This window comes from Caballeronia hypogeia (assembly GCF_001544875.2).
Taxonomy (GTDB): domain Bacteria; phylum Pseudomonadota; class Gammaproteobacteria; order Burkholderiales; family Burkholderiaceae; genus Caballeronia; species Caballeronia hypogeia.
The window spans coordinates 1-22,685 of record NZ_FCOA02000051.1 but is presented as its reverse complement, the minus strand read 5'-3'; the positions used below and the strand labels follow the sequence as shown (position 1 = coordinate 22,685).

Below are 22,685 nucleotides of genomic sequence, written 5' to 3'. Positions count from 1 at the left end.
TCACCCTCTCTGGCCGCGATCGCGCGAGACGGACACCACGTCGCCCGATGCGAGCAGTGCCTGAAGGTCGCGCTCGGTACACACTTCGCCGAGTACTTCGAGCGTGTGCTCGCCGACAAACGCCGCATGGCCGCTGCGCGCGGGTCGCACGCCGTCGAAGCGCATCGGCGCGCGCAACATGGGCACGCCGTTGACTTCCGGCCCGAAAAGCCCCAGCCAGCGCGTCTGCTCATGCGCGACCACTTCGTGCATGGTGAGAACGGGCGCGAATGGCACGTCGGCATCGGCGAGCAGCGTCTCCCACTCCGCGCGGGGGCGCGTGGCGAATGCTTCTCCCATGATCCGCACGAGTTCGGCGTAGTGACCGGGCACTCGACGGTCATCGTAGGTGATGAAGCGCGGATCGCTGATCAGATCTTCACGGCCGATCACGCGTGCAAGCGCGCGCCAGAACTTCTGCGAGCTGGAAAGGTGCATCGTGATGCTGCCGCCGTCGGCCGTGTCGAGGCAAAAGTTCTGCGCCTGCGGATGCCGCGAATCGCGCGCGGGGTCCTGTCCGGTCTCGAAAGCCAGGGTCATCGCATCGACGGTCAGCGTGGAAACGGCTTCAAGCAACGAGGTTTCCACCAGCGCACCTTTGCGCTCGGCGCTGCGCTCGCGGCCGACGAGGGCCGCGAGAACGCCCATCGTGGCATTGATCCCGGTGATCAGATCGGCCATGCACGTACCGGTGAGGCGTCGATGGTCGGCATCGTTCATGATCGAGTAAATGCCGCCTATGCTCTGCCCGATGGTGTCGTACGCCGGGCGATCCACCCAGGGGCCGCCGCTGCCAAAGCCGGAAACCGACGCGTACACGAGACCGGGATTGATCGCACGGCAAACGTCCTCGCCGAGCCCCAGGGCCGCCATCTTTCCGGGACGCATGTTTTCAATGAGTACATCGAATTTCGGCAACAGGGCCTTGACGAGTTCGACTCCGGTCTTCGACTTCAGGTTGATCGCGACGCTCTTCTTGCCGCTGTTGTACTGAACGAAATACGGACTGCGATTCTCGTCGTCCCGGCGAAACGGTTCGCCCTCGGGCGGCTCGATCTTCACGACCTCGGCGCCGAGGGATGCGAGGAATACCCCGGCATAAGGCGCCGCGATATAGGCGCCGACCTCCAGAACCCGAATGCCGGCGAGAGGCTGAGCTGTCATGTCTGTCTCCGTGCGCCGGTAGAACCGGCAGCTTGTTGTCGTCGAAAGAAAGGCGATCAGAATGCGATGCGGGCTAGCGGGAGCCTGCGAGCAATCCGCGGCCGATCACTTGCGCCTGAATCTCGGCCGCACCTTCGAATATGCTCAATATGCGAGCATCGCACAGCACGCGGCTGATCTCGAACTCGAGCGCGTAGCCGTTGCCGCCATGAATCTGCAACGCGTTGTCGGCATTGCTCCAGGCCACGCGGGCGGCGAGCAGCTTGGCCATGCCGGCCTCGACATCGCAGCGGATGCCCTTGTCCTTCTCCTCGGCGGCGAAATGCGTCAGCTCGCGTACAAGCACCGTTTCGGCGACCATCATCGCGAGCTTGTCGGACACGCGCGGGAACTCGACGATCGGCGAACCGAACTGCTTGCGGTCATTCGCGTAGCGCCAGCCCAACTCGAAAGCGCGCCAGGCCACGCCGACCGCGCGCGCTGCCGTCTGAATACGCGCGCCCTCGAACGTCTGCATCAGTTGACGGAAACCTTGACCGGGCACGCCCCCGAGCAGCCCATCCGAGCCGATCTGGAATCCGTCGAACGCGATGTCGTACTCTTTCATCCCCCGATAGCCGAGCACCGGAATCTCGCCGCCGCTCATGCCGCCGGCGGGAAACGGCTGGTCCTTCGTCCCGCGCGGCTTCGGCGCCAGAAACATGCTCAGCCCGTTGTGATCGGTCGAGCCGGGTTCCGTGCGCGCCAGCAGCGTCATCAGATCGCTGCGCGATGCGTGCGTGATCCAGGTCTTGTTGCCATCGATGCGCCAGCCGCCGCCGGCGACGGCGGTCGCCCGCGTGCGCAGCGAGCCGAGATCCGAGCCGGTGTCGGGCTCGGTGAACACCGCTGTCGGCAGCACCTCGCCCGAGGCGATCTTCGGCAGCCATTCGCCCTTCTGCGCCTCGGTGCCGCCGCAATTGATCAGCTCGGCGGCGATTTCCGAACGCGTCCCGAGCGACCCCGCGGCGATCCAGCCCCGGCTCAGTTCCTCGGTCACGATGCACATGGCACGCTTGCCCAGGCCCATGCCGCCGTATTCAGGAGCAATGCTGACGCCGAAAACGCCCAGCGCGCCGAGCTGCGAAACGACCTCGTTGGGAATCAGGGCGTCGGCGAGATGCCAGGCATGCGCGTGCGGCGCGATCTCGTTGCTGGCGAAGCGGCGGAACTGGTCGCGGATCACGTCCAGGTCTTCGTCGAACGCCGTTTCCGTCACGCAGCGCTCCCCGCGCAGCTCGTCGACCAGCGCCCGCCGCGTGTCGGAGTCGGCTGCACGGGCGATCAGCCAGCGCGTGGAGGTTTGACCGGCGAGCGCCTGAGCCGCCTCGTCCAGCCCCAACTCGCCGGGACGGAAAATCTCGTTCTGCGACATCGGGATGCCGCTCGTGATCTGCGCCAGATATTCGCCGACACCCAGCATCAGCACGAGTTCGTCGACGGCGCGCAACTGATTCCGCGCGGCCAGCCGGGCACCCCAGTTCGCCGCGCTGGCGATTGCTTCAGCGGTGGTGGCGACCCAGGCCAGCCCATGCACGGCTCGCTGGTGTTGCGTCAGCAGCCGGGCCTCGACGCGGCCGGAAGGCGCGCAACGCTGCCCGACGACACGCCGCGCCTCGTTCACGAACGCGCGGGCTGCCTGCGCGGCGTCGCGCAAATGCTCGATGAAGTTGGAGGATTCACTCACTTGTCTGCTTCCTGTAATTCAGGCGGTTGCAATGAGTCCCGCGTCGTGCATTTCGCCGATGCACGCGGAGGACAGCGACAGAACTTCGCTCAGGACCTGGTCGGTGTGCTCACCAAGACGCGGCGCGCGGACCACGCCTTGCCGCTGCGCTCCGTGGAAGGTCGCCGCCGCGCCGGGAGCGGGGTAGCGCAGGCCGCTGGGATGGTCGAGCATCGAAAAGAGCGGCGCCGCGGGCGACAGGCGCGGATCGCTCGCAAGCGCCGTGTGCAGCGTCTGGTACGTGCTCCACAAGACGCCATTCGCTTCGAAGCGGCTGCGCACCTGCGCCAGCGAAAGCGCGCCGATCGCCTGTTCGAACAGCGGATACAGAACTTCGCGATGGACAAAGCGCTGCCCCTCGTCCGCGGCGAACGAAACGCCCGCCAGACGTTCGAGTGTGGCAGTCGCCTCTTGCAGATCGAGGGCCTTGACCAGGCCAGCCCACTGTCGACTCGTGATCGCGACGGCCATCACGCGCTCGCCGTCCGAAGTCGTGAAGTCGCGGCCGAACGCGCCGAACAGCGCGTTGCCGTGGCGTGGCCGGTCGCCTTCGGTCAGTACCTCGGCGATCTGCCCCAGGTGGCCCAGCGAGGCCAGCGCCACATCCGAGAGAGGCACCGTCACCTCCTGCCCCTGCCCGGTACGAGTTCGGTGCCGTTCGGCGGCGAGCATCGCGAACGCGGCATACGCGCCGGTCAGCAGATCCCAGGCCGGCAGCACGTGATTCACCGGCTCCTCGCCGTTTGCCGCCGAGCCGGTCATTATCGGCAGGCCGACGGCAGCGTTCACGGTGTAATCCACGCCCGGCCCGCCATCGCGCCAGCCCAGCACGCGCACCGTGACGAGATCCGCGCGCGCCTTGCTAAGCTCGGCGTGTCCGAGAAATCCCTTCTGCGGGTAGTTCGTGACGAACAATCCTGCATCGCGCCCGGGTGCCGTGATCAGGTCCGTCGCGAGTTGCCGACCCTCTGGCCGCGAGAGATCGATCGCGACCGAGCGCTTGCCCTTGTTCAGCCCTTCCCAATAGAGGCTATGCCCGCCGGGCGTGACGGGCCAGCGCCCGAAGTCCATGCCGCCGCCGATCGGATCGATGCGAATGACTTCCGCGCCGAGCTGATTCAGATGCAGCCCGCACGACGGAGCCGCGATAAACGAGGCACACTCGACGACACGCAGCCCGTTCAGGATCGGATACATCTTCGCTTGTCCTCTGGTTGACCGGTTCGGTACGGCACGGCAGCGTTCCCTTTGCCGTCAAACGAATTTGGGCTGACGCCGCTCGCGATGCGATTTCACGCCCTCCTTCACTTCGGGGCCGCCGAAGCCTAGGAATTCCAGCGCCAGCGAGGCATCGAAGATCGGCATCTGCTGGCGATACCAGCTATTGAGCGAGTACTTGGTGAGGCCGATCGCTTCCTGTGCACCGTGGGCGAGATCGCGTGCCGTCTCGCGCGCCACGTCGAGCAATTTGTCGTCGTCGACACACAGCGACACGAGACCGATGCGCTCGGCTTCCTCGCCCGACAGATGCTTGCAGGTCATGAGGTAGTACTTGGCCTTGGCCATGCCGCACAGCAGCGGCCACACCATCGACGCGTGGTCGCCCGCCGCAACGCCCAGACGCGTGTGGCCGTCGACGATTTTCGCGGTGCGCGCGACGATCGAGATGTCGGCCATCATCGCGACGATCAGACCTGCGCCGACCGCCGGACCGTGGATCGCGGAGATCACCGGCGTCTTGCAGTTGATCATGTTCGAGACCAGATCGCGTGTCTCGTAGTACACGCGCATGCGCGCCGCGTAGCCCTCGATCTGCTCCTCGACGAGGTCGAAGCTGCCGCCGGCGGAGAACGCGCGGCCCTCGCCGCGCACCAGCACGACGCGGGTTTCGGGATCGCTATCGACCACCGCCCATACCTTGGGCAATTCGGCGTGCACGCGCGCATCCACTGCGTTGAGATTGGGGCCATCGAAAATCATTTCGAGCACGCCGTCTTCATGGCGCTCGAATCGCATCGGAAAGTCTTTGTAGCGGTCAGGCATGTTGGGTCTCCTGTGAAGATCGTTTTCAGGTGATGCGCTCGAACACGGCCGCGAGGCCCTGACCACCGCCGATGCACATGGTTTCGAGCGCGTAGCGGCCGCCGCGCCGATCCAGCTCGCGCAGCAGCGTCGCCAGAATTCGCACGCCGGTCGCGCCGACCGGATGGCCCAGCGAAATGCCGGAGCCGTTGACGTTCAGACGCACGTAGTCCCCGGCCTCGAACCCAAGGCCGGCCGTGCACGCGAGCACCTGCGCGGCGAACGCCTCGTTCAGCTCGATCAGGTCGATGTCCTTCAGTGCGAGCCCGCTGCGCCGCAACGCCAGTTCGGTGGCGGGCACCGGTCCGATACCCATGCGCTCCGGCTCGACGCCGGCAACCGCCCAGCTCACCAGCCGTCCGAGCGGCCTGAGGCCCAGCGCCGCAGCCTTTTCCGGCGTGGTCACGATGCAGGCGGCCGCGCCGTCGTTCTGGCCGCTCGCGTTGCCCGCGGTGACAGTCGATTCCGCATCGATCGAGAGCCGCACGGGCCTGAGCGCGCCCAGGCTCTCCATCGTCGTCTCGGCGCGCGGATGTTCGTCGATCGCGAGCGACTGTGTGCCCTTGCGCGAACTTACCTGGACCGGAACGATTTCATCGGCGAAATGCCCGCTCGTCTGCGCGGCCACTGCGTTCCGATGCGAGCGCATGGCCAGCTCATCCTGCGACTGGCGCGACACCTTGTATTCGCGGCGCAGATTCTCCGCGGTTTCGAGCATGCCGCCCGGCACCGGATGATGTTTTCCGCCTGACGTGATGCGGCCACGCGCGATCCGGTCCCATAGCGGTTGCGAATCGCCTTTTACGCCGAAGCGCGCGCCGAGCACGTAATGCTCGGACTGGCTCATGCTTTCGGCGCCGCCCGCGATCACCAGTTCGGCCGCGCCGGTCTGCACGCGCATCGCCGCGTCGATTACGGCCTGCAGGCCGGATCCACACCGGCGATCGATCTGGAGGCCCGGCACGTGTACGCCCAGACCTGCATCGAGCGCCGCGACGCGACCGATGGCCGGCGCCTCGCCATTCGGGTAGCACTGACCGAAGATCACGTCGTCGACGTCGCCCGCCTTCAGGTTGGCGCGACGCACCAGTTCACGCAGCACGGTCTCGGCCAGTTGCGTCGCCGTCACGTCCTTGAACATGCCGCCGTAGCGGCCCACCGGCGTGCGCAATGGCTCGCAAATCACTGCTTGCTTCATGACGGACTCCGGTCAGTAAGACTTAGGCAGCCCCAACATCTTCTGGGACACGTAGTTCAGCACCATTTCCTGCGAGACCGGAGCGATCTTCAGCAGACGCGCTTCGCGCCACAGCCGCTCGATGTGATATTCCTTCGCATAGCAGAAACCGCCGTGCGTCTGCATGGCGCGATCACAGACCTCGAAGGCGGCCTCGGTCGCCAGATACTTGGCTGCGTTCGCTTCCGGACCGCACGGCTTGCCTTCGTCGAACAGGCGCGCGGCCTCGGTTGCGACCAGTTGCGACGCGTGCAGACGAATCCACGAGTCCGCCAGCGGGTGCGCTACCGCCTGGTTCTTACCGATGGGACGATCGAACACCACGCGTGAGTTCGCGTATTCCGTGGCCAGTTCCAGCGCGCGACGTCCGAGCCCGATCTGCTCGTACGCAACCACGATGCGCTCGGGATTGAGTCCCGAGAACAGATAGGACATGCCCTTTCCGACCTCGCCGACCACGCGGTCGTCACCCACTTCCAGGTTCTCGATGAAGAGTTCGTTGGTGTCCACGGCGTTGCGCGCCAGTTTTGGAATCGGCCGGGCGTCGATGGCGTCGCGATCGAAGTCGCACAGAAACAGCGTGATGCCGTCCATCGGCCTGGCCGGGTCGCGCGGCGAGGTGCGAGCGACGAGCAGCACCAGGTGCGCGTTCTGTGCGTTGGTAATCCAGACCTTCTGGCCGTTGATGCGCCAGCCGCCGTCGATCTTCTCGGCGCGGGTGGTGATGCGCGACGTGTCGACGCCCGCAGTCGGCTCCGTCAGGCCGAAGCACATGATTTTCTTACCCGACGCGATATCGGGCAGGAAGCGCTTCTTCATCTCTTCCGAGCCGTGATGGATGATGCAGCCCGGCGGAAAGATGTAGAAGTGGATGGACGAGGCGCCGTTCGCACCGCCGAAATAGGCGACTTCCTGCAGCATCACCGAGGCCGCTTCGAGGCCCAGCCCCAATCCGCCATAGGCCTCCGGAATCATCGTGCCCAGCCAGCCGCCTTCTGCGAATGCCTGGATAAAGTCCCAGGGATACTGCTTTTCTTCGTCGTGCTTCCTCCAGTATTCGAGGTCGAAGCGGGATGCGAGCGCATGAGCGGACTCGCGGATCATGTTCAGGTCGCTGATATCCGTTGTCGTGGACATGGTTTGGTTTCCGAATAATAGATTTTCGAGAGTCAGGCAGCCGAAGTCCGCGCCGGGATGTGTTCGAGCGGGGTGAGCGGGTCGTGTGCGGAAAGATCGCCCAACTTCTCGCCGAGATAGCGTGCACGGATCGCGCGACGCATGATCTTTCCATTCTTGGTCTTGGGCAGGCCGTCCACCACGTGCACACGGGAGGGCGCCATCGCCTTGCCCAGCATCTGCGTGACCGCGGCCACGAGCGTCTCCGGTTGCGGCGGCGCTGCTGAGTCGCGCGCCACGACGAAGGCCACGATCTCCTGGCCCTTCACGGCGTCGGGCGCACCGATCACCGCCGCTTCCGCAATGCCCGGCTGTGCAACCAGCGCCGATTCGATCTCCGAAGGGCCGACCCGGCGTCCACCGATCTTCAGCGTGTCGTCGGAACGGCCGTGAATGTGCCAATACCCGTGCGCGTCGATGCTGGCCAGGTCGCCGTGCACCCAGGTGTCCGGCCAGCGGCTCCAGTACGTATCGAGATAGCGTGCGTCATCGCGCCAGAAGCCATGCGTCATTCCAACCCAGGTGTTATGCACCGCGAGTTCGCCGATCTCCGATGTCGGCCTCGCATCGGCGTCGAGCACGTCCACGTCCATGCCGGGCAGCGGACCCGAGAAGGATGCTGGCGCCTGCGGCGCGATGGTGTAGCACGAGAGGATTCCGCCCCCCGTCTCGGTGCCGCCCGAGTAGTTGAGAATCGGCAGGCGTGACTGACCGACGGTATCGAACAGCCAGTGCCACGTCGGTTCGTCCCACGCCTCGCCGGTCGAGGCGAAAGCACGCAGGCTGGTGAGATCCGCAGCCGGGCGACCACTGTCGGCGCGCGCGCGCAAGCCGCGAGCCGCGGTGGGCGAGATCCCCAGCACCGTCAACCGATGGCGCTCGACCATGTCCCACAGACGATCGGCAGCGGGATGGTCCGGCAAACCTTCGGCCATCACGATGCCCGACCCGCACTGCAGGCCGCCGACGATCATGAGCGGTCCCAGCATCCACCCCATGTCCGCGATCCAGCCGAGTGTGTCGCCGACCTGCAGGTCGAAGGCGTAGCCAAAGTCGACGGCGGACTTGAGCAGATAACCGATATGCGAGTGGACGATACCCTTGGGCAGTCCGGTGGTGCCCGAGGTGTAGATGATCAGCAGCGGGTGATTCGGGTCGAGCGCCTCGGGCGCCTCAGGCTCGGCGCCATCGGACAACGGCGTCGCGACCTCGTGCCACCAATAATCGCGGCCGTCGTTGATCGCGACAGGCTCGCCGCTCGCGCGGATCACGACGAGATGCTGCACCGAACGGGACGAGGCTGCGGCCTCGTCGGCGATCGCCTTCATGGGCACGGGCTTGCCGCGTCGCGTGGTGCTGTCGACGGTCACGAGAACTTTCGCCTCCGCCGCCTGCAGACGGGTGGCCAGCGACTCGCTGCCATAGCCCGAAAACGCCGGCACGCCGATGGCGCCAATCTTCGCGCATGCCATGATGGTTACAGCCGCTTCCGGGACGGGGGGCATGAACAAAGCGACGCGGTCGCCCTTGCCCACGCCGAGTCGCCGCAAGCCCGCCGCAAAGCGATCCACTTCGAGCTTCAGGCCAGCGAACGTGAGGCTGCGATGCTGGCCGGAGTCGCCTTCATAGACCACCGCCGTGCGTTGTGCCTGAACCGGATCGGCCGCATGGCGATCGACGCAACTCTCCACCACATTGAGCGTGGCACCCTTGAACCACTGAGGGAATAGCCGACCTCGCGAGTCATCGCGGACCGATTCGACGTTCCCCCGCAGCGAGATGCCGAGATCCTCGGCCGCTGCCGGCCAGAACCATTCCGGGCGGTCCACGGACGCGGTGTGTAGCGCCTCGAGCGTGGAGAAACCCCAGCGCTTCATCGCGGCAGCGAGCCTGCTGCGCGCGACATGCTCGACCCCGGGTTGCCATACGGCAGCCTGGGCGTCCCCGAACTTTGCGCGGCCTTTCATCGGATCAGGCCTCCTCGGCGGCAGCAACTCGGGCAACTTCGGCGTCGGCCTTGATCTTGGCCTGCAGCGCTTCGTAATCCGCTCGCTTGAGCATCAAGCCGGCACGCTTGCATTCGCAGACGACCTCGCCACGCTGGTTGTAGCCCGTGTGGCGAAACCATACGATTCCTGAATCCGAGCGCTTTTTCGACTCGCGCCGCTCCAGCACCTCGGTGACCACGTGGATCGTGTCACCGTGAAACACGGGCTTGGGAAACTTGATCTCGTCGTAACCCAGGTTCCCCAGCGTCGTGCCGATGGTCGTGTCGATGACGATCACACCGTTCACGAGCGCCAGCAGAAACATACTGTTCACGAGTCGCTGTCCGAAGATGGAATTCTTCGAATATTCCGCGTCGATGTGCAGCGGCGCGCAGTTGTATGTCAACGCGGAGAAAAGCGTGTTGTCCATCTCCGTCACGGTGCGTCGAATGGGGTGTTCGATCGTGAGTCCGGGAACGAGATCCTCGAAGCAAAGGCCAGCCATTGCATGTCTCCTTGTGCGTGTGCGTGTTGGAATCAGGAAGCGACTCGAGTCAGCGTGCGATGCAGCTCGAGAACCTGGCGCGCAGTTTTGATGTGGGCGTAGTCGATGTGCTGGCCCTCGTATAGGACAGCCGCGTTGCCCTCTGCCTCGGCCTTTTCGAACGCGCCGATCATGCCTTGATAGAAGACGACATCCTGTTCGGAGGGCGAAAAGACTTCGTTCGCCACCGCGATATGCGACGGGTGGATCATCACCATCGTGGTGAAGCCGAGCTCACGGTTCTGCAACGCGAAAACACGCGCGCCGTCCGGGTCCTTCAGGTCCTGCCAGAGCCCGACCCACGAGGATTGCCGACCCGAAGCGCGCACCGCCAGCAACGCGCGGCTGCGCAGGTACAGCGTCTCCCGCCCTCCCGGAGTGAACTGGAAACCGATCGAACGCGACACGTCGGCGTCCTTCGCCGTTCCCGCGAACAGAGTGGCAACCCGCGGCGACGCGGCCAGAATCTCCTCGCACTGAGCGTAAGCCTGCGCGGTCTCCAGCGACACGACGATTTCGATGCTTCCCGGTGCGACGCCATTCTTGCGTTCGAAGTGCGTGATGAGCGCGTCACAGGCGACGATGTCGCGCGGGCCGTAGTTCTTGGGCAGCAACACGCCGTCGAGACCGGGGATCGCGATGCGCTCCAGGTCGTCGCCGGTGATGCCCGTCTCCAGCGCATTGAGTCGGACGTAGACACCGACCTTGCGATCGCCCGCCGCAAGCTTGCGTATGGAATGCGCGACGATTTCTCGCGCCTGTTCTTTCATGGTCAGCGGTACTGCATCCTCGAGATCGAGGATGACACCGTCCGCCCCATTGGCCACCGCTTTCTCTGGCCAACCCTCCTTGTGACCCGGAACGAACAAAACAGAGCGCATTGGTCGCATTTGAGATCCTCGCATCAACCGTGTTGGATTGATTCAAATAATACACAATGCATTATCGATGATCAAGCATCGTTTTACGGAAGATCGATCTGCAGATCGTTGGATGAGGGTGCGAATCCGTTCTGAAGAAACGAGGTGACGGGGACGGGCGTTCTGGCAAGCTCCCGTCATCCCCTTCATATAGTTGTCGGCACGAGGCTTTCCGCCGCTATGGGCGCGCGCCCCTCCCCGCGCCATTTCACAGCGTGGTGGCGTAACCCCCATCGACCGGTAGCACGGCACCGGTAACGTAAGACCCTGCCTTCGATGCGAGATAGATTGCGGCGCCCGCCATGTCCGCATCCGCTGTGAGCCGCTTTAGCGGAATCGGCGCGACCATGCTCTCCAGACCCTTGCGTTCGAGCGTGCCCGCGAGCATCTTGCTCGGAAACATGCCTGGCGCGATCACGTTCGCGGTAATGTGGCGCGGCGCGAGCTGAGCGGCGAGATGGCGCGTAAGTTGGTGCAAGGCCGCTTTGCTGCTGCTATACGCATACGTTTCATGCCCGGGAATGTGAAAGGCGTCGATCGAGCCGATATTGATGATGCGCGCGGGGTCGGCCGCGCTGCCGCCCGCCTCGAGCAGCGGCAGCAGCTCCTTCACTAAAAAGAAAGTCCCTTTGACGTTCAGGTCGAACACCTTGTCCCATCCAGACTCGGGGTATTCGGCAATCGGCGCAGCCCATAATGCGCCCGCGTTGTTGATCATCACGTTCAGCGATTTGAAATGCTGGCTCAGTTCGGCGGCGAAGCGCTTGCGATCATCGTCCTTCGCGATGTTGCAGGCGAGCGCCGTGCAGTCGCCGAACTGCTTCAATTCTTCGGCGAGCATCGCGCAGCTCTCGAGGTCGCGCGAACACAGGGTGACCCGTGCGCCTGCCTTCACGAACGCTTCAGTAATCGCCCGGCCGATGCCGCGGCTGCCCCCGGTGACGAGCACGTTCTTGCCGGCCACCCCAAAAAGTTCATTGATCGCATCCATCTGTATTGCGCTCCGAAAAGGTTGCGGATTGGCGCCCTTCGCGTTCACTGAGTCGAACTGACGTCGACGAAGCTGGTGGGAAAGTCTGATCTCAGGCGCCGAGGAGTACCACATCACGCATTATGCATTATTAATTTGCGTAGACGGCAGATCCTTTCCCAGAAAACTTCCATCTCATGGGGCCCGCAAGGCTTGCGTGGACAGGGGTTGCCCTCGGTTTCTCGCACTTATCTGGGGAATGACGCTGCAATCCTGGGTACGGCGGACGTTAGTGGCTAGCGTAAACGCTTATAAGCGCCAACGCATAATGCATTATACTTTCTTATACGCGATCCCGCGCTTGACTGTCCCGTTTTGACCGGAGACAAGGAGACACGATGTCAACACAACTAGTCGCAGTTGATAGCGCCATGAGCATGAACAAGAAGGCAATCTTCTTCACCGTTCTTGGGAACGCGCTCGAGTGGATTGACTTTGCAAGTTACGCCTATTTCGCGACGGTCATCGCCCACCAGTTTTTCCCGACGCAAGACCGGTCGATGGCGTTGATCAGCACCTTTGCCGTCTTCGGCGTGGGACTGATCGCCCGCCCGCTCGGCGCGATCTTTTTCGGCCGTCTCGGCGACGTACAGGGCCGCAGGACCGCGCTGATGGTGGCCATGCCGCTCATGGGACTGGGCACGCTGCTTATTGGCCTAATGCCAACCTACGAGCAGATCGGAATTGCCGCCCCCATCTGCCTCGTTGTGTGCCGGCTATTACAGGGCTTCTCCGCGGGCGGCGAAGCGGGCAACGCCATCACCTTCCTGATCGAATGGGCTCCGCCGAACCGACGTGCGCTCTATGCATGCCTTCAACAGGCGAGCGGCGTGTTCGGCACGGTGTTCGGCTCCGCCGTTGCGGCCGTATTGGCCACCACGATGAGTCATGATGCCCTCGAGAGCTATGGCTGGCGGATCCTGTTCATCGTAGGCGGCGGCGTGATTGCACCACTCGGTTTCTATCTGCGCGCGAAAATCGACGAAACACCCGCATTCGTCGAGCAATCGCATTCTGATAAAACCGCTGCAAGTGAACATTCGACCAACGTCCGCTCAGTATGGTTGTCCTGCTTGCGGGCGATCGGCATGACCATGGTGTGGGTTGCGTCATACTATGTCTTTCTCTCTTACCTTCCCGCCTTTCTCTCGTCTCACGCGCAGATCCCGAGCAATGTCGCGCTCTGGGTGAACACCGTCGGACTGTTGAGCATGGCGACGTCCATCGTACTGTCGGCGGTCATCTCGGACATCATCGGTCGCAAGCCGCTACTCGTCGTCGTTGCTTTCGCCTTCATCCTGATCCCGTACCCGCTCTTCAAGCTCTTCCTCAGCGGCGCATCGTTTCCTTTGCTGGTCGTCGTTCTGGCGTGCGTGGGCGCGCTGGTGGGTGTGTTTGCAGGCGTGTTCCCCGCGACGATGGCGGAAATGTTTCCCACCCGTTTGCGCTCGGGCAGCGTCTCGTTTGCGTTCGGTCTTGCAACGGCCATCTTCGGCGGATTCGGATCGCTCGTCTCCGAGGCTCTGATCAAACTCACCGGCTCTCATCTGGCTCCGAGCGGATACGTGATGCTGTCCGCGATCATCTCGCTACCGATCATTCTGTCGTTGCGAGAAACAGCTCACCAGCCTCTCAAGCAATCCTGATTCAGTCAAGGCGACTCCGACTTCGCCAAGCGTTCGCGCTGAACAGACATTCAGACGGTCATTTCGTCGCCGTCTGAAGCCGACCGATTCTACGCATCTTCGCCGACCACGTTCCAGAAGTGCCTCCGCGAGAGGCTGCTTCCGATATTCGCTGCACATTTCACACGAACGAATCCAGACATACGCCCATAAATCGATGGAGACTCTTCTATGAAAAAGTATGCAATCGCAGGTGTGTTTCTTGGTATGACAAGCGGAATCGCGCTCGCGCAGAGTAGCGTAACGCTGTACGGGATTCTTGATGAGGGTTTCAATTTCAACAATAACGCGGACGGACACCGACAATACTATCTCGCGAGCGGCGTGCTGCAAGGAAGCCGCTTTGGCCTTCGAGGCACGGAGAATCTCGGTGGTGGGCTTAACGCCATTTTCGTGATCGAGAACGGCTACGACCTTAATACCGGAAAACTGGGTCAAGGCGGATTGATGTTCGGACGTCAGGCCTATGTCGGACTGTCCAGCCCGTATGGAACAACGACCCTCGGCCGGCAGTATGACTCGGTGGTCGATTATGTGGGGCCGCTGGGCGCCGCCGAGCAATGGGGAGGCACTTACGTCGCTCACCCGAGCGATACGGATAACCTGAACAATACGAACCGCACCAATAACGCGATCAAGTTCACGAGCGCAAAGTATGGCGGATTTCAGTTCGGTGGCACCTATACCCTCGGAGGCGTCGCCGGGAGTGTAAGCCGCAATCAAATCTGGTCTCTTGGCGCAGGCTATTCGAGCGGTCCGCTGCAATTGGGCGCGGGCTATCTCAACGTCCGCAACCCCAATACCTCGTTCTATGGCGCCGGCGGCACCGTTGCAGCCACGGTCAACGGCGTTCCGGGCTCCAACTTCGGCGTGTCGCCGATTATCTCCGCGTACTCATCCGCGCATACCGAACAGGTCATCGCGGTAGGAGGCGCATACGCCATCGGAGCCGCAACCATCGGAGCGGTCTATTCGAACGTCAAATTCATGTCGCTCGGTGACAGGACCTCAGGCCCCGTCCCCACCGGAGGGATAAGCGGAACGGCTACCTTCAACAATGCCGAACTGAACTTCAAGTATCAAGTCACCCCTGCTCTTCTGGCCGGCGCGTCTTACGTCTATACGCGAAACAGCGGCGCGAACGGGATGGAAAGCGCAACGTACAACCAAGGATCCATCGGCCTCGATTACTTCCTGTCGAAGCGCACTGATATCTACGCCACCGGCACCTTTCAAAAGGCCAGCGGTACGGATTCCACCGGCAAAGCCGCTGTCGCGTCGATCAACGGTGTCACGCCTTCCGTTTCCGATCGACAGGTCGTCGTTCGAGTCGCCATGCGACATAAGTTCTGATCGCTCCGGACGGCACGGAGTCGTCGGGAAAGTCGGAACGAACTAGTCAGGGAGCAGTCGGCAACGGCCGCTCCCGTTCGAAGGGAGGATTAAAGAATGCGAGGAGTTGTGTTTCGCGGCGACTGCACGGTCGAACTCGAAAGCTTTCCAGACCCGACGCCTGGACCGGGAGAAGTGGTCCTGGAGATCAAGGCGTCCGGCATGTGCGGCAGCGACCTGCATGTGTACCGAGGGCCGCGTGTGGACTATGCGGAACCCGTGATCGCGGGACATGAGCCATGCGGGGTCGTGGTGGCGATCGGTGCCGGAGTCGTGGGTCCTTATGCCAGGATTGGCTCGCGGGTCATGGTCCATCACTATCGCGCATGCGCGGCCTGCGAAGACTGCCGTTCGGGCTGGCCGCAGATGTGCCACTCGGTTCCGGTGACCGTGTACGGCAGCGATGCGCACGGCGCTCACGCTCCCTACATGAAAGTGGCGGCAGACACACTCGTACCTCTGGACGAGCGCATCAGCTTCGCAGCGGGCGCTGCCATCTCCTGCGGAACCGGCACTGCCTGGGGCGCGTTCGAACGCATGGGGCTGACCGGACGAGACACGCTCGCCATATTCGGTCAGGGGCCCGTAGGTCTCTCTGCAACCCTTCTGGCAAAGGCTCAGGGGGCGCGCGTCATCGCGCTCGATATCGACGAAAGCCGACGCGCGTCCGCAAAGTCCTTCGGTGCCGATCACGTCCTGAATCCACGCGACCGCAATGTAATCGATGCCGTCCGGGAACTCACCGGCGGCAGGGGAGCGAGCATGGCACTGGAAACCGCCGGTGCCGCCGTCGCCGCTGAAGATGCCATGAACTGTGTGCGTCCCTGGGGAACGGTCTGTCTGGTCGGCATCGGTGCAGAGATCAGGTTCTCGCTTGCAAAGATGCTTCGCAACCAACTACGGATATTGCCTTCGTGGACCATGTCGATCATGGCTCAGAAAGCTTGTGCGGACTTCGTCGTCGAACGCAATCTCGACCTGGATGCGCTCTTCACGGATCGCTGGAGGCTCGATCAGGCCGAAGACGCGTACAGGAAATTCAATCTGCAAAGCGGCGGCAAAGGCGTCATTCTCATGTAGTCGTGGCGAATCGACATTCGTTGTACGCGTATGACTGAGCACCTCGGACACACAAACAGCAAAAGATTAACCAAACGGAGAGTCCAATGGATCGGCAGACCTCGTCGGCACCGCTCGACGAATCCACCAGGCGGTTCCTTTCACGAGGCCAGTACGGGCTTCTTATCGACGGCAGAATGGGTCCCGGTAAATCGAACAAGTCTTTCGATACGCTCAACCCTTCCACCGGAGAAGTCCTGGCGCGCCTTGCGGAAGGAGACGAGACGGATATCGATCGCGCAGTCCGGGCGGCCCGCGCCGCGTTCGAGGGAGCATGGAGCGGCTGGACGCCATATGAACGCCAGGCGCTTCTATATCGCGCGCACGACATCATCGAGCGGAATTTCGACGAGCTGGCGGAGATCGAGTCGCTGGACATGGGCGCGCCCATCTCGCGAACCCGCTCTTCCAAAGGTGCGCTGCTCAAGATGATCCTGTTCTTTGCGTCGCAAAGCGGAAATATCAGCGGCCAGACCTTGCAGAACGGATTGCCCGGCGAAGTGGTCACGATGTCGATGAAGGCGCCGGTCGGCGTCATCGGCGGCATCATTCCTTGGAATGGACCGCTAGTCGGTCAATGGTGGCTCCTCGGCGCCGTGCTGGCGAGCGGTTGCACGGCCGTGCTCAAGCCCGCTGAAGACGCTTCGCTGAGCGTGCTGCGCACCGTCGAACTGTTGCACGAGGCGGGCTTGCCCGAGGGCGTTCTGAATGTCGTGACGGGAACCGGCAGCGTCGCGGGCGCCGCCCTGGCGCGTCATCCGGATGTCGACCGTATCGCATTCACGGGATCGACCGCGACGGGTCGCAAGATCATTGAGGCTTCGGCGGTCAATATCAAGAAGCTGCAACTCGAACTCGGCGGAAAATCGCCGGACATTGTTTTCGCCGATGCCGATCTCTCCAAGGCCGTGCCCGGCGCGGCCATGGGCGTATTCGCGAACTCCGGCCAGATCTGCTTTGCGGGAACCCGAGTCTTCGTTGAACGATCGATCGCCGATGAATTTTCGGCCCGCGTAGCTGATTTCGCGCGCGGGATCCGGATCGGGCGCAGCATGGACCCCGATGCGCAGTTGGGCCCCTTGATTTCCCGTCTGCAACTCGATCGCGTGATGTCTTATATCGACATCGGTTCGCGTGAAGGCGCGCGTCTGGTATGCGGTGGAGAACGCATGGGTGGCGCCCTCTCCGATGGATACTTCATCGCTCCTACCGTCTTCAGTCACGTCGACAACGAGATGCGTATCGCGCGGGAAGAAATCTTCGGCCCTGTGCTGTCTGTCATTCCATTCGATACTGTGGACGAGGCAATCGCGTTGGGCAATCAGACGGACTATGGCCTCGGTGGCGCGGTCTGGACACGAGATATTTCACGAGCGCTCAAGGTGGTCCAAAAGATCCATACGGGCGTGATGTGGGTCAACTGCTACGGTCTCATCGATCCCCTCGTAGGCTTCGGCGGAACGAAACATAGTGGTTATGGCGCGAAGGGCGGTGTCGCCCATCTCGACAATTATCTTTACTCGAAGAGCGTCTACATCAATACGTAGGATGAGTGTACGAACCTGGAAGACCGGGCAGCAGGCGGAAAACGCGCCCGGTCTTCCAGGCCTGTCAAATCAGGCTTGGTCCGGTGTGACTGACGAGCATCGGCACGAGATAGGTCGTCAAAAAACCCGTTGCACTCGAGCGAATGCCACGCCCGCCAGAGAGGTGTACTTCAGAGCCCAACATCGAGGATCATGCGCGTAAATCCGGATATCCGGCGTCCGTGTCCGGCACCCTGCCCTCGCTCGAAAGGGAACCTGTCGAGCATGCTCTGGAGCAAGAGCACGCCCGCGATTCTCTGCGAGGCGATTGCCAACAAGGCGCCCTGTAGCGAGTCGGAGGCCGAGTCCCGTCCCTTGGCCGGCCAAGTCGATACGCACGTACGAGACCGATGTGCGCGACGATCGGGACGCCAAGTATCGACGAGATCATCGCGGCGAAATTAACGAGCAGAACCTGCCCTCCGACGAGCGACTCGCGTACGCCGAGAGCCGACGCCATCGCGAGCGCGGGAATCGCAAAGACTTCTACCATAACGAGGGTACGCAGGTTCATCGACAACGCGAGCACGAGCCCGGTCCTTCTGCGCGCAACGTCGCGCAAGCGTCATCGACATGCACACGCTCACTCATCCCGGCGCGCACTGCTCATCAAGCCGCGCCCTTGGTCATATCATCCTTCTTAGCCACGCTGAAGCAGTGCCGTTACCTCTCGTATCGGCATGTCGGGCTGATGACGATCGATAAGATCGAACAACGCGTTGGCCTGCGATTCCGGTAGCACGTCGCTGGTCAACTCGCTCAGCTTGGTCGCGAACTGACTTGCAGAGAACGGTCTGGTCGGGCTGCCCGTAGCGCGCTCCTGAAAGATGTGCTCGGATCTGCCGTCTCGATAGCGAACATCCACATCGGCCACGAAGAAGCGATATTTCGCGTCGAGTTCAGGCGACACGGTAAGCCGGATTTTCTGCGCGAGGCGCATGACCCCGGATTCCGGCGAAAGATCGAGTTTGCCCTCCAGGAAATCCCGATGCGTCTGATACCCGTTGCCCATCGACAATGCCGATAGCGCCATCTGCGCGGGAAGCGAATACTGAAGCTCTTCGATATTGCGCGGCGCGTAAATGTGCGCGTTTCGCGTTCCGACGATCGCGTCGGTCATCGTCTGGATTCTCGCGTCCACGCCGACGATGTCTTGCGCCCGATCCCTGACCTGCGCCATCGTTTCGATGTAGGCGTGATTAGCCGCACAGCAGCAATATGCCTTAAATGACATCTGCTGAATTTGCAGCGGCGCATCGAGTGTGAAATCTTCGAGCGCCTCAAGACCGACGGTTTTCCGAATAAATGTGCGGTAAAGCCCGCGGTCCCCCGTCAGGAAGCGTCGTGGCCCCGTCACGCCCGCGAGGGCGAGTTCGACAGACTCGATACCATTGCGCACAGCGAGACCCGCATGGGCGCGCTTGATCGAGCCGCCCGTGGACGCGTATTCGGTCGTCCCGCTTGCGTGACTCAATGCGATGGCCAGTGAGTTTAGCGTCTGTTCGGCGTTCAGTCCGTATAACTTCGCAGCCGTTGCCGCCGCGCCGAAGTTGGCAAGTACAGAATGCGGCTGCCACCCCGCGTTCAGGAGATCCGGCGAACCCAGGCGACCGATTCGCACATACGTTTCGTAACCGGCCAGAAGCGCCACCGTTACTTCCTCGAGCGTCGCGCCCACCTCCTCACCGATGGCGAAAGCTGTCGGCACGACGCAGCACCCCGGGTGCGCATTGCCGGCGAAGTCGTCGTATTCGAAACCGTGCCCGTAAGCCGCATTGATATAGGCAGCATCGGCAGGCGCGGCCTTGAACGTCTCTGCGACGATCGCCGCCATGCCGGGCCGGGGATTGCGGAATTTGCGTACCTGCCTGGACCAGGGCAATTGTGATGCGCCGATCTGGATCGCAAGCTGATCCTTGACCAGCCTCTTTACGTCTCCGCGCGCGTCATCATTGATGTGACGGGAATCGAAGTCGACGACGAACCGCGCAACCGCCTCTTCGAGGGTTTGGATTTTGTCTGCCATAAAGCTCTCTGTGCTCCTCCATAAAAGAATAGCGGGAATGCACTTATTGGCGCGTGGAAGCCATCGCGCGCGACCGGTGCATCAAAAGGTGTTAACAGAACGAGCGCGTCGCGCCACCGTCGACTTGAATCACCTGGCCGCTGATGAAACCTGCATGCTCCGAGGCGAGAAAGGCAACCGTGGCGGCGAGTTCCTGCGACGTTCCCGCCCGCTTCATCGGTACTTCCAGAATGCGTCGCTCCAGATTGTGATAGGTCGCGAATGTCGGCGTCATCACCGTGGCGGGGGCAACCGCGTTGACCGTCACGCCGTGCTCCGCGACCTCCATCGCTAGGTGCTTCAACGCGGCCTGAACGCCGGCGCGAAACACGGTGGAAATCGCGTGCCTGGGCATGGGCTGTTTCACACTCGCCGACGTGATCGCAACGATTCGCCCCCATCCACTCGTCATCATGAGCGGCGCAAGCTTGCGGAGTACGAGAAGCGCGCCGTGAAGTTGCTGTAGATAGCCGGTGGTCCATCGTTCCTGATCGTTCTCTTCGAGAAAATCCCGCATCGGACTCGGGGGACGCGGCGTGTTGACGATCAGGATTTGCGCACCGCCGAGGCTCAGAGATTCGTTTGCCAGTCGGTCCACGTCCGATTCATTGGCGATGTCGCCAGCGCAACCGTGCACTTTAACGCCGTATTCCGCTTGCAAGGTTTCCTCGCAGGACGCGAGCTTCTGTGCGTTGCGCGCAAAGACGATTAGATCGACGCCTTCTGCGGCGAGCGCCTGGCAAATGGCATAGCCGAGTCCGGCGCTTCCTCCGATCACGATGGCACGCCGTCCACGAATCCCAAGATCCATGCTGGAGCTTCTCCATGTCTACGTTCGCGGTCTGATGTTCCACATTACACATAATGCATTATTCAATCAAGACTACAGAGCATAAAACCTGTACCGCACGGCGGTTGAGACGCAGAACGCAGCTTAATTAGGTAATAACTACCGGACAAACGTCTGAGATCGACATTAATTACCTGACTCATCATCTATCACTCCCGCGACTTTCACGACAAAGAGTACTTGCATCGACAGTCTGCATGTTTTAGGATTATGCACAATATATTATACGACGGAGGGAGACATGTCCGCAGTGCCTTTACACGCCGATCGCGAAGCGATCAACATGGCGAAGAAAGCCGCTTTCTCGACGGTTGTCGGGAACGCGCTGGAGTGGTTCGATTTCGCCAGCTATGCATTCTTCGCAACTATCATCTCGCGCCAGTTTTTCCCTCCCGGTGACCCCGCCTCTGCGCTCATCGGCACGTTCGCTGTTTTCGGAATCGGGCTGGTAGCACGCCCCCTCGGTGCGGTCTTGTTCGGTCGACTGGGAGACGTCAAAGGACGCAAGCTAGCCCTGTTGATCGCCATGCCGATGATGGGGTTCGGCACCTTGATGATCGGTCTGCTGCCAACATATGCCACCATCGGAATCGCGGCGCCGATTCTGCTGGTGATCTGCCGCTTGTTGCAGGGATTCTCGGCGGGTGGAGAAGTCGGCAATGCCATCGCGTTCCTCATCGAGTGGTCGCCGCCAAGAAAACGTGCCTTGTATAGCAGTCTTCAACAGGCCAGCGCAGTAGGTGGAACCTTGATCGGTTCGCTCATTGCCGCTTCGCTTTCCAGCACGATGAATCACGATTTGCTTCAAAACTGGGGATGGAGAATACCGTTTCTGGTTGGTGGACTCGTCATCGCTCCTTTGGGCTTCTACTTGCGTTCGAAGGTCGAGGAAACACCCTACTTCGCGGACGACCTTCCGAGCGAAGCCAAAGCGTCGACCTCCGCTGAGCAGCCGGCCTGGATTCTCTGTGCCAAGACAGTCGGCATCTCGACTGTCTGGGTTGTCTCCTTCTATGTCTTCCTGATCTACGTTCCGGCGTATCTTTCGGTGCATGGGCATATCCATAACGCCAATGCCCTATGGATCAACACCGCGGGCTTGCTCGTGATGGTCATCAGCATCGTGTTGTCCGCCATCATTTCCGATGTTGTCGGAAGAAAGCCGCTCCTTCTCTTCTCGTCCGTTTGCGTCCTGCTTTTTTCGTACCCGTTGTTCATATTGTTCGCTAACAGCACTTCGGTCTTTACAGTATCTCTGGCTATATTGGTTTGTGGTGGTCTGGCTGGAATCTTTGCTGGAACCTGTCCAGCAGCCATGGCGGAAATGTTTCCGACCCGACTTAGAACGACCGGTGTGTCGATTGGATTTGGACTTTCGACCGCCATCTTCGGTGGCTTCGCATCGCTTATCTCGGAGACACTAATCAAAGTGACGGGGTCTCAGCTCTCCCCCGGTTTCTTCGTGATGTGCACCGCGATCATCTCACTCGCGGTCATATCCACCTTGAAGGAAACGGCGCACGAGCCGCTCAAGTAAGGAGCCGCGGGCGACATGGGGTGAGAGGACGGGTACGCGAAGCAAATGTGCACCGTGACGCGATGCCAGCCTCTCGTTTCGCAATGCCCCTAACGAAAATGGACGCCTGTTTGCGGCTGCCACCCAATGCGGACGATCCGAGTGTTTAATACTTTTCGGTATAGAGCAAATTGTATCTACAGTCGTCTCTCCCGCGAACGAGTCCCCTCTGTTGCCTTCAACCCAATATAGATATGCGAACATACGACCCTCGGAAAGGGGATCGTCGAGCAGCCATATCGATTCGAAAGAACGCCCTTATTCCAGTTCCGACCGAAATATCTTGGCATCGACCCTGCGTGTACGCTCAGAGCTAATCGCCTAAACATTCGGCTGCCAACGGCCAGCGGCATAGTTCCGCTCTCAGACTCCATTCCTGAATTGCACGCATAGTCGACTGCGTCATTGATTTGGCACCTGGCGGATTCGACGTGAAGGATCGTCGTACTTCCACTTGATCGGCTTAG

The 22,685-nt window shown here is 61.7% G+C and carries 17 protein-coding genes; 5 read left to right on the top strand and 12 right to left on the bottom strand.

Annotation, left to right across the window (positions count from 1 at the left end; translation table 11 throughout):
- From AWB79_RS36310 to AWB79_RS36265, 10 genes are all read right to left on the bottom strand, one after another.
- Positions 1 to 1,203: a CaiB/BaiF CoA transferase family protein gene (locus tag AWB79_RS36310; RefSeq protein ID WP_061172298.1), complete on the bottom strand. Its 1,203-nt coding sequence runs from the start codon at positions 1,201 to 1,203 to the stop codon at positions 1 to 3.
- Positions 1,204 to 1,276: 73 nt separating this feature from the next.
- Positions 1,277 to 2,899 (bottom strand): acyl-CoA dehydrogenase family protein, encoded by a 1,623-nt coding sequence (locus tag AWB79_RS36305; protein WP_232471130.1) that lies wholly within the window; start codon positions 2,897 to 2,899, stop codon positions 1,277 to 1,279.
- Between the two features lie 48 nt (positions 2,900 to 2,947).
- The gene (locus tag AWB79_RS36300; protein WP_061172296.1) at positions 2,948 to 4,165 is read right to left on the bottom strand and encodes a CoA transferase; all 1,218 of its coding nucleotides are present in this window, start codon (positions 4,163 to 4,165) and stop codon (positions 2,948 to 2,950) included.
- Positions 4,166 to 4,222: 57 nt separating this feature from the next.
- Complete coding sequence (locus AWB79_RS36295) at positions 4,223 to 5,011, bottom strand: enoyl-CoA hydratase/isomerase family protein (RefSeq protein ID WP_061172295.1); 789 nt, start codon at positions 5,009 to 5,011, stop codon at positions 4,223 to 4,225.
- 25 nt (positions 5,012 to 5,036) lie between these two features.
- Positions 5,037 to 6,248, bottom strand: coding sequence for an acetyl-CoA C-acetyltransferase (locus AWB79_RS36290; RefSeq protein ID WP_061172294.1), 1,212 nt, complete (start codon positions 6,246 to 6,248; stop codon positions 5,037 to 5,039).
- A gap of 12 nt (positions 6,249 to 6,260) precedes the next feature.
- Positions 6,261 to 7,424, bottom strand: coding sequence for an acyl-CoA dehydrogenase family protein (locus AWB79_RS36285; protein ID WP_061172293.1), 1,164 nt, complete (start codon positions 7,422 to 7,424; stop codon positions 6,261 to 6,263).
- A gap of 32 nt (positions 7,425 to 7,456) precedes the next feature.
- Complete coding sequence (locus tag AWB79_RS36280) at positions 7,457 to 9,430, bottom strand: AMP-binding protein (protein ID WP_061172292.1); 1,974 nt, start codon at positions 9,428 to 9,430, stop codon at positions 7,457 to 7,459.
- A 4-nt stretch (positions 9,431 to 9,434) separates the two neighbouring features.
- On the bottom strand, positions 9,435 to 9,989 hold the full coding sequence (locus tag AWB79_RS36275; protein WP_332459683.1) for a MaoC family dehydratase: 555 nt from the start codon (positions 9,987 to 9,989) through the stop codon (positions 9,435 to 9,437).
- Entirely contained in the window at positions 9,989 to 10,885 is an 897-nt protein-coding gene (locus AWB79_RS36270) for an HpcH/HpaI aldolase/citrate lyase family protein (protein ID WP_061172290.1), read from the bottom strand. The genes AWB79_RS36275 and AWB79_RS36270 overlap by 1 nt, the downstream gene beginning before the upstream one ends.
- Positions 10,886 to 11,123: 238 nt before the next feature.
- The gene (locus AWB79_RS36265; protein ID WP_061172289.1) at positions 11,124 to 11,906 is read right to left on the bottom strand and encodes an SDR family oxidoreductase; all 783 of its coding nucleotides are present in this window, start codon (positions 11,904 to 11,906) and stop codon (positions 11,124 to 11,126) included.
- Between the two features lie 410 nt (positions 11,907 to 12,316).
- Between AWB79_RS36265 and AWB79_RS36260 the strand changes: the two genes are divergently transcribed.
- The 4 genes from AWB79_RS36260 (at position 12,317) to AWB79_RS36245 (ending at position 17,688) form a co-directional block, all read left to right on the top strand.
- A complete protein-coding gene (locus AWB79_RS36260) occupies positions 12,317 to 13,591 on the top strand; it encodes an MFS transporter (RefSeq protein ID WP_232471129.1) in 1,275 nt (424 codons plus the stop codon).
- A 210-nt stretch (positions 13,592 to 13,801) separates the two neighbouring features.
- On the top strand, positions 13,802 to 14,983 hold the full coding sequence (locus AWB79_RS36255) for a porin (protein WP_061172288.1): 1,182 nt from the start codon (positions 13,802 to 13,804) through the stop codon (positions 14,981 to 14,983).
- 96 nt (positions 14,984 to 15,079) lie between these two features.
- Positions 15,080 to 16,102 carry a zinc-dependent alcohol dehydrogenase family protein gene (locus tag AWB79_RS36250; RefSeq protein WP_061172287.1) on the top strand — a complete coding sequence of 341 codons (1,023 nt, stop codon included), beginning with the start codon at positions 15,080 to 15,082 and terminating at the stop codon, positions 16,100 to 16,102.
- An 86-nt stretch (positions 16,103 to 16,188) separates the two neighbouring features.
- Positions 16,189 to 17,688, top strand: a complete 1,500-nt coding sequence (locus AWB79_RS36245; RefSeq protein WP_061172286.1) for an aldehyde dehydrogenase family protein — start codon at positions 16,189 to 16,191, stop codon at positions 17,686 to 17,688.
- A 679-nt stretch (positions 17,689 to 18,367) separates the two neighbouring features.
- On the opposite strand, the gene AWB79_RS36240 is transcribed toward AWB79_RS36245, so the two are convergent.
- Positions 18,368 to 19,753, bottom strand: a complete 1,386-nt coding sequence (locus AWB79_RS36240; RefSeq protein ID WP_061172285.1) for an MmgE/PrpD family protein — start codon at positions 19,751 to 19,753, stop codon at positions 18,368 to 18,370.
- A 91-nt stretch (positions 19,754 to 19,844) separates the two neighbouring features.
- The gene (locus AWB79_RS36235) at positions 19,845 to 20,603 is read right to left on the bottom strand and encodes an SDR family oxidoreductase (RefSeq protein ID WP_063963623.1); all 759 of its coding nucleotides are present in this window, start codon (positions 20,601 to 20,603) and stop codon (positions 19,845 to 19,847) included.
- Positions 20,604 to 20,883: 280 nt separating this feature from the next.
- On the opposite strand from AWB79_RS36235, the gene AWB79_RS36230 reads away from it, so the two are divergent.
- Positions 20,884 to 22,179 (top strand): MFS transporter, encoded by a 1,296-nt coding sequence (locus AWB79_RS36230; protein ID WP_232471128.1) that lies wholly within the window; start codon positions 20,884 to 20,886, stop codon positions 22,177 to 22,179.
- Positions 22,180 to 22,685 lie beyond the last annotated feature (506 nt).

What these genes read in the sequence shown, in the direction of transcription:
- AWB79_RS36285 (WP_061172293.1), bottom strand. Translation starts at nt 7,424, where the DNA reads ATGTCCACGACAACGGATATCAGCGACCTGAACATGATCCGCGAGTCC.
- AWB79_RS36250 (WP_061172287.1), top strand. Translation starts at nt 15,080, where the DNA reads ATGCGAGGAGTTGTGTTTCGCGGCGACTGCACGGTCGAACTCGAAAGC.
- AWB79_RS36280 (WP_061172292.1), bottom strand. Translation starts at nt 9,430, where the DNA reads ATGAAAGGCCGCGCAAAGTTCGGGGACGCCCAGGCTGCCGTATGGCAA.
- AWB79_RS36295 (WP_061172295.1), bottom strand. Translation starts at nt 5,011, where the DNA reads ATGCCTGACCGCTACAAAGACTTTCCGATGCGATTCGAGCGCCATGAA.
- AWB79_RS36290 (WP_061172294.1), bottom strand. Translation starts at nt 6,248, where the DNA reads ATGAAGCAAGCAGTGATTTGCGAGCCATTGCGCACGCCGGTGGGCCGC.
- AWB79_RS36240 (WP_061172285.1), bottom strand. Translation starts at nt 19,753, where the DNA reads ATGGCAGACAAAATCCAAACCCTCGAAGAGGCGGTTGCGCGGTTCGTC.
- AWB79_RS36235 (WP_063963623.1), bottom strand. Translation starts at nt 20,603, where the DNA reads ATGGATCTTGGGATTCGTGGACGGCGTGCCATCGTGATCGGAGGAAGC.
- AWB79_RS36270 (WP_061172290.1), bottom strand. Translation starts at nt 10,885, where the DNA reads ATGCGACCAATGCGCTCTGTTTTGTTCGTTCCGGGTCACAAGGAGGGT.
- AWB79_RS36310 (WP_061172298.1), bottom strand. Translation starts at nt 1,203, where the DNA reads ATGACAGCTCAGCCTCTCGCCGGCATTCGGGTTCTGGAGGTCGGCGCC.
- AWB79_RS36300 (WP_061172296.1), bottom strand. Translation starts at nt 4,165, where the DNA reads ATGTATCCGATCCTGAACGGGCTGCGTGTCGTCGAGTGTGCCTCGTTT.
- AWB79_RS36230 (WP_232471128.1), top strand. Translation starts at nt 20,884, where the DNA reads ATGTCCGCAGTGCCTTTACACGCCGATCGCGAAGCGATCAACATGGCG.
- AWB79_RS36260 (WP_232471129.1), top strand. Translation starts at nt 12,317, where the DNA reads ATGAGCATGAACAAGAAGGCAATCTTCTTCACCGTTCTTGGGAACGCG.
- AWB79_RS36245 (WP_061172286.1), top strand. Translation starts at nt 16,189, where the DNA reads ATGGATCGGCAGACCTCGTCGGCACCGCTCGACGAATCCACCAGGCGG.
- AWB79_RS36255 (WP_061172288.1), top strand. Translation starts at nt 13,802, where the DNA reads ATGAAAAAGTATGCAATCGCAGGTGTGTTTCTTGGTATGACAAGCGGA.
- AWB79_RS36265 (WP_061172289.1), bottom strand. Translation starts at nt 11,906, where the DNA reads ATGGATGCGATCAATGAACTTTTTGGGGTGGCCGGCAAGAACGTGCTC.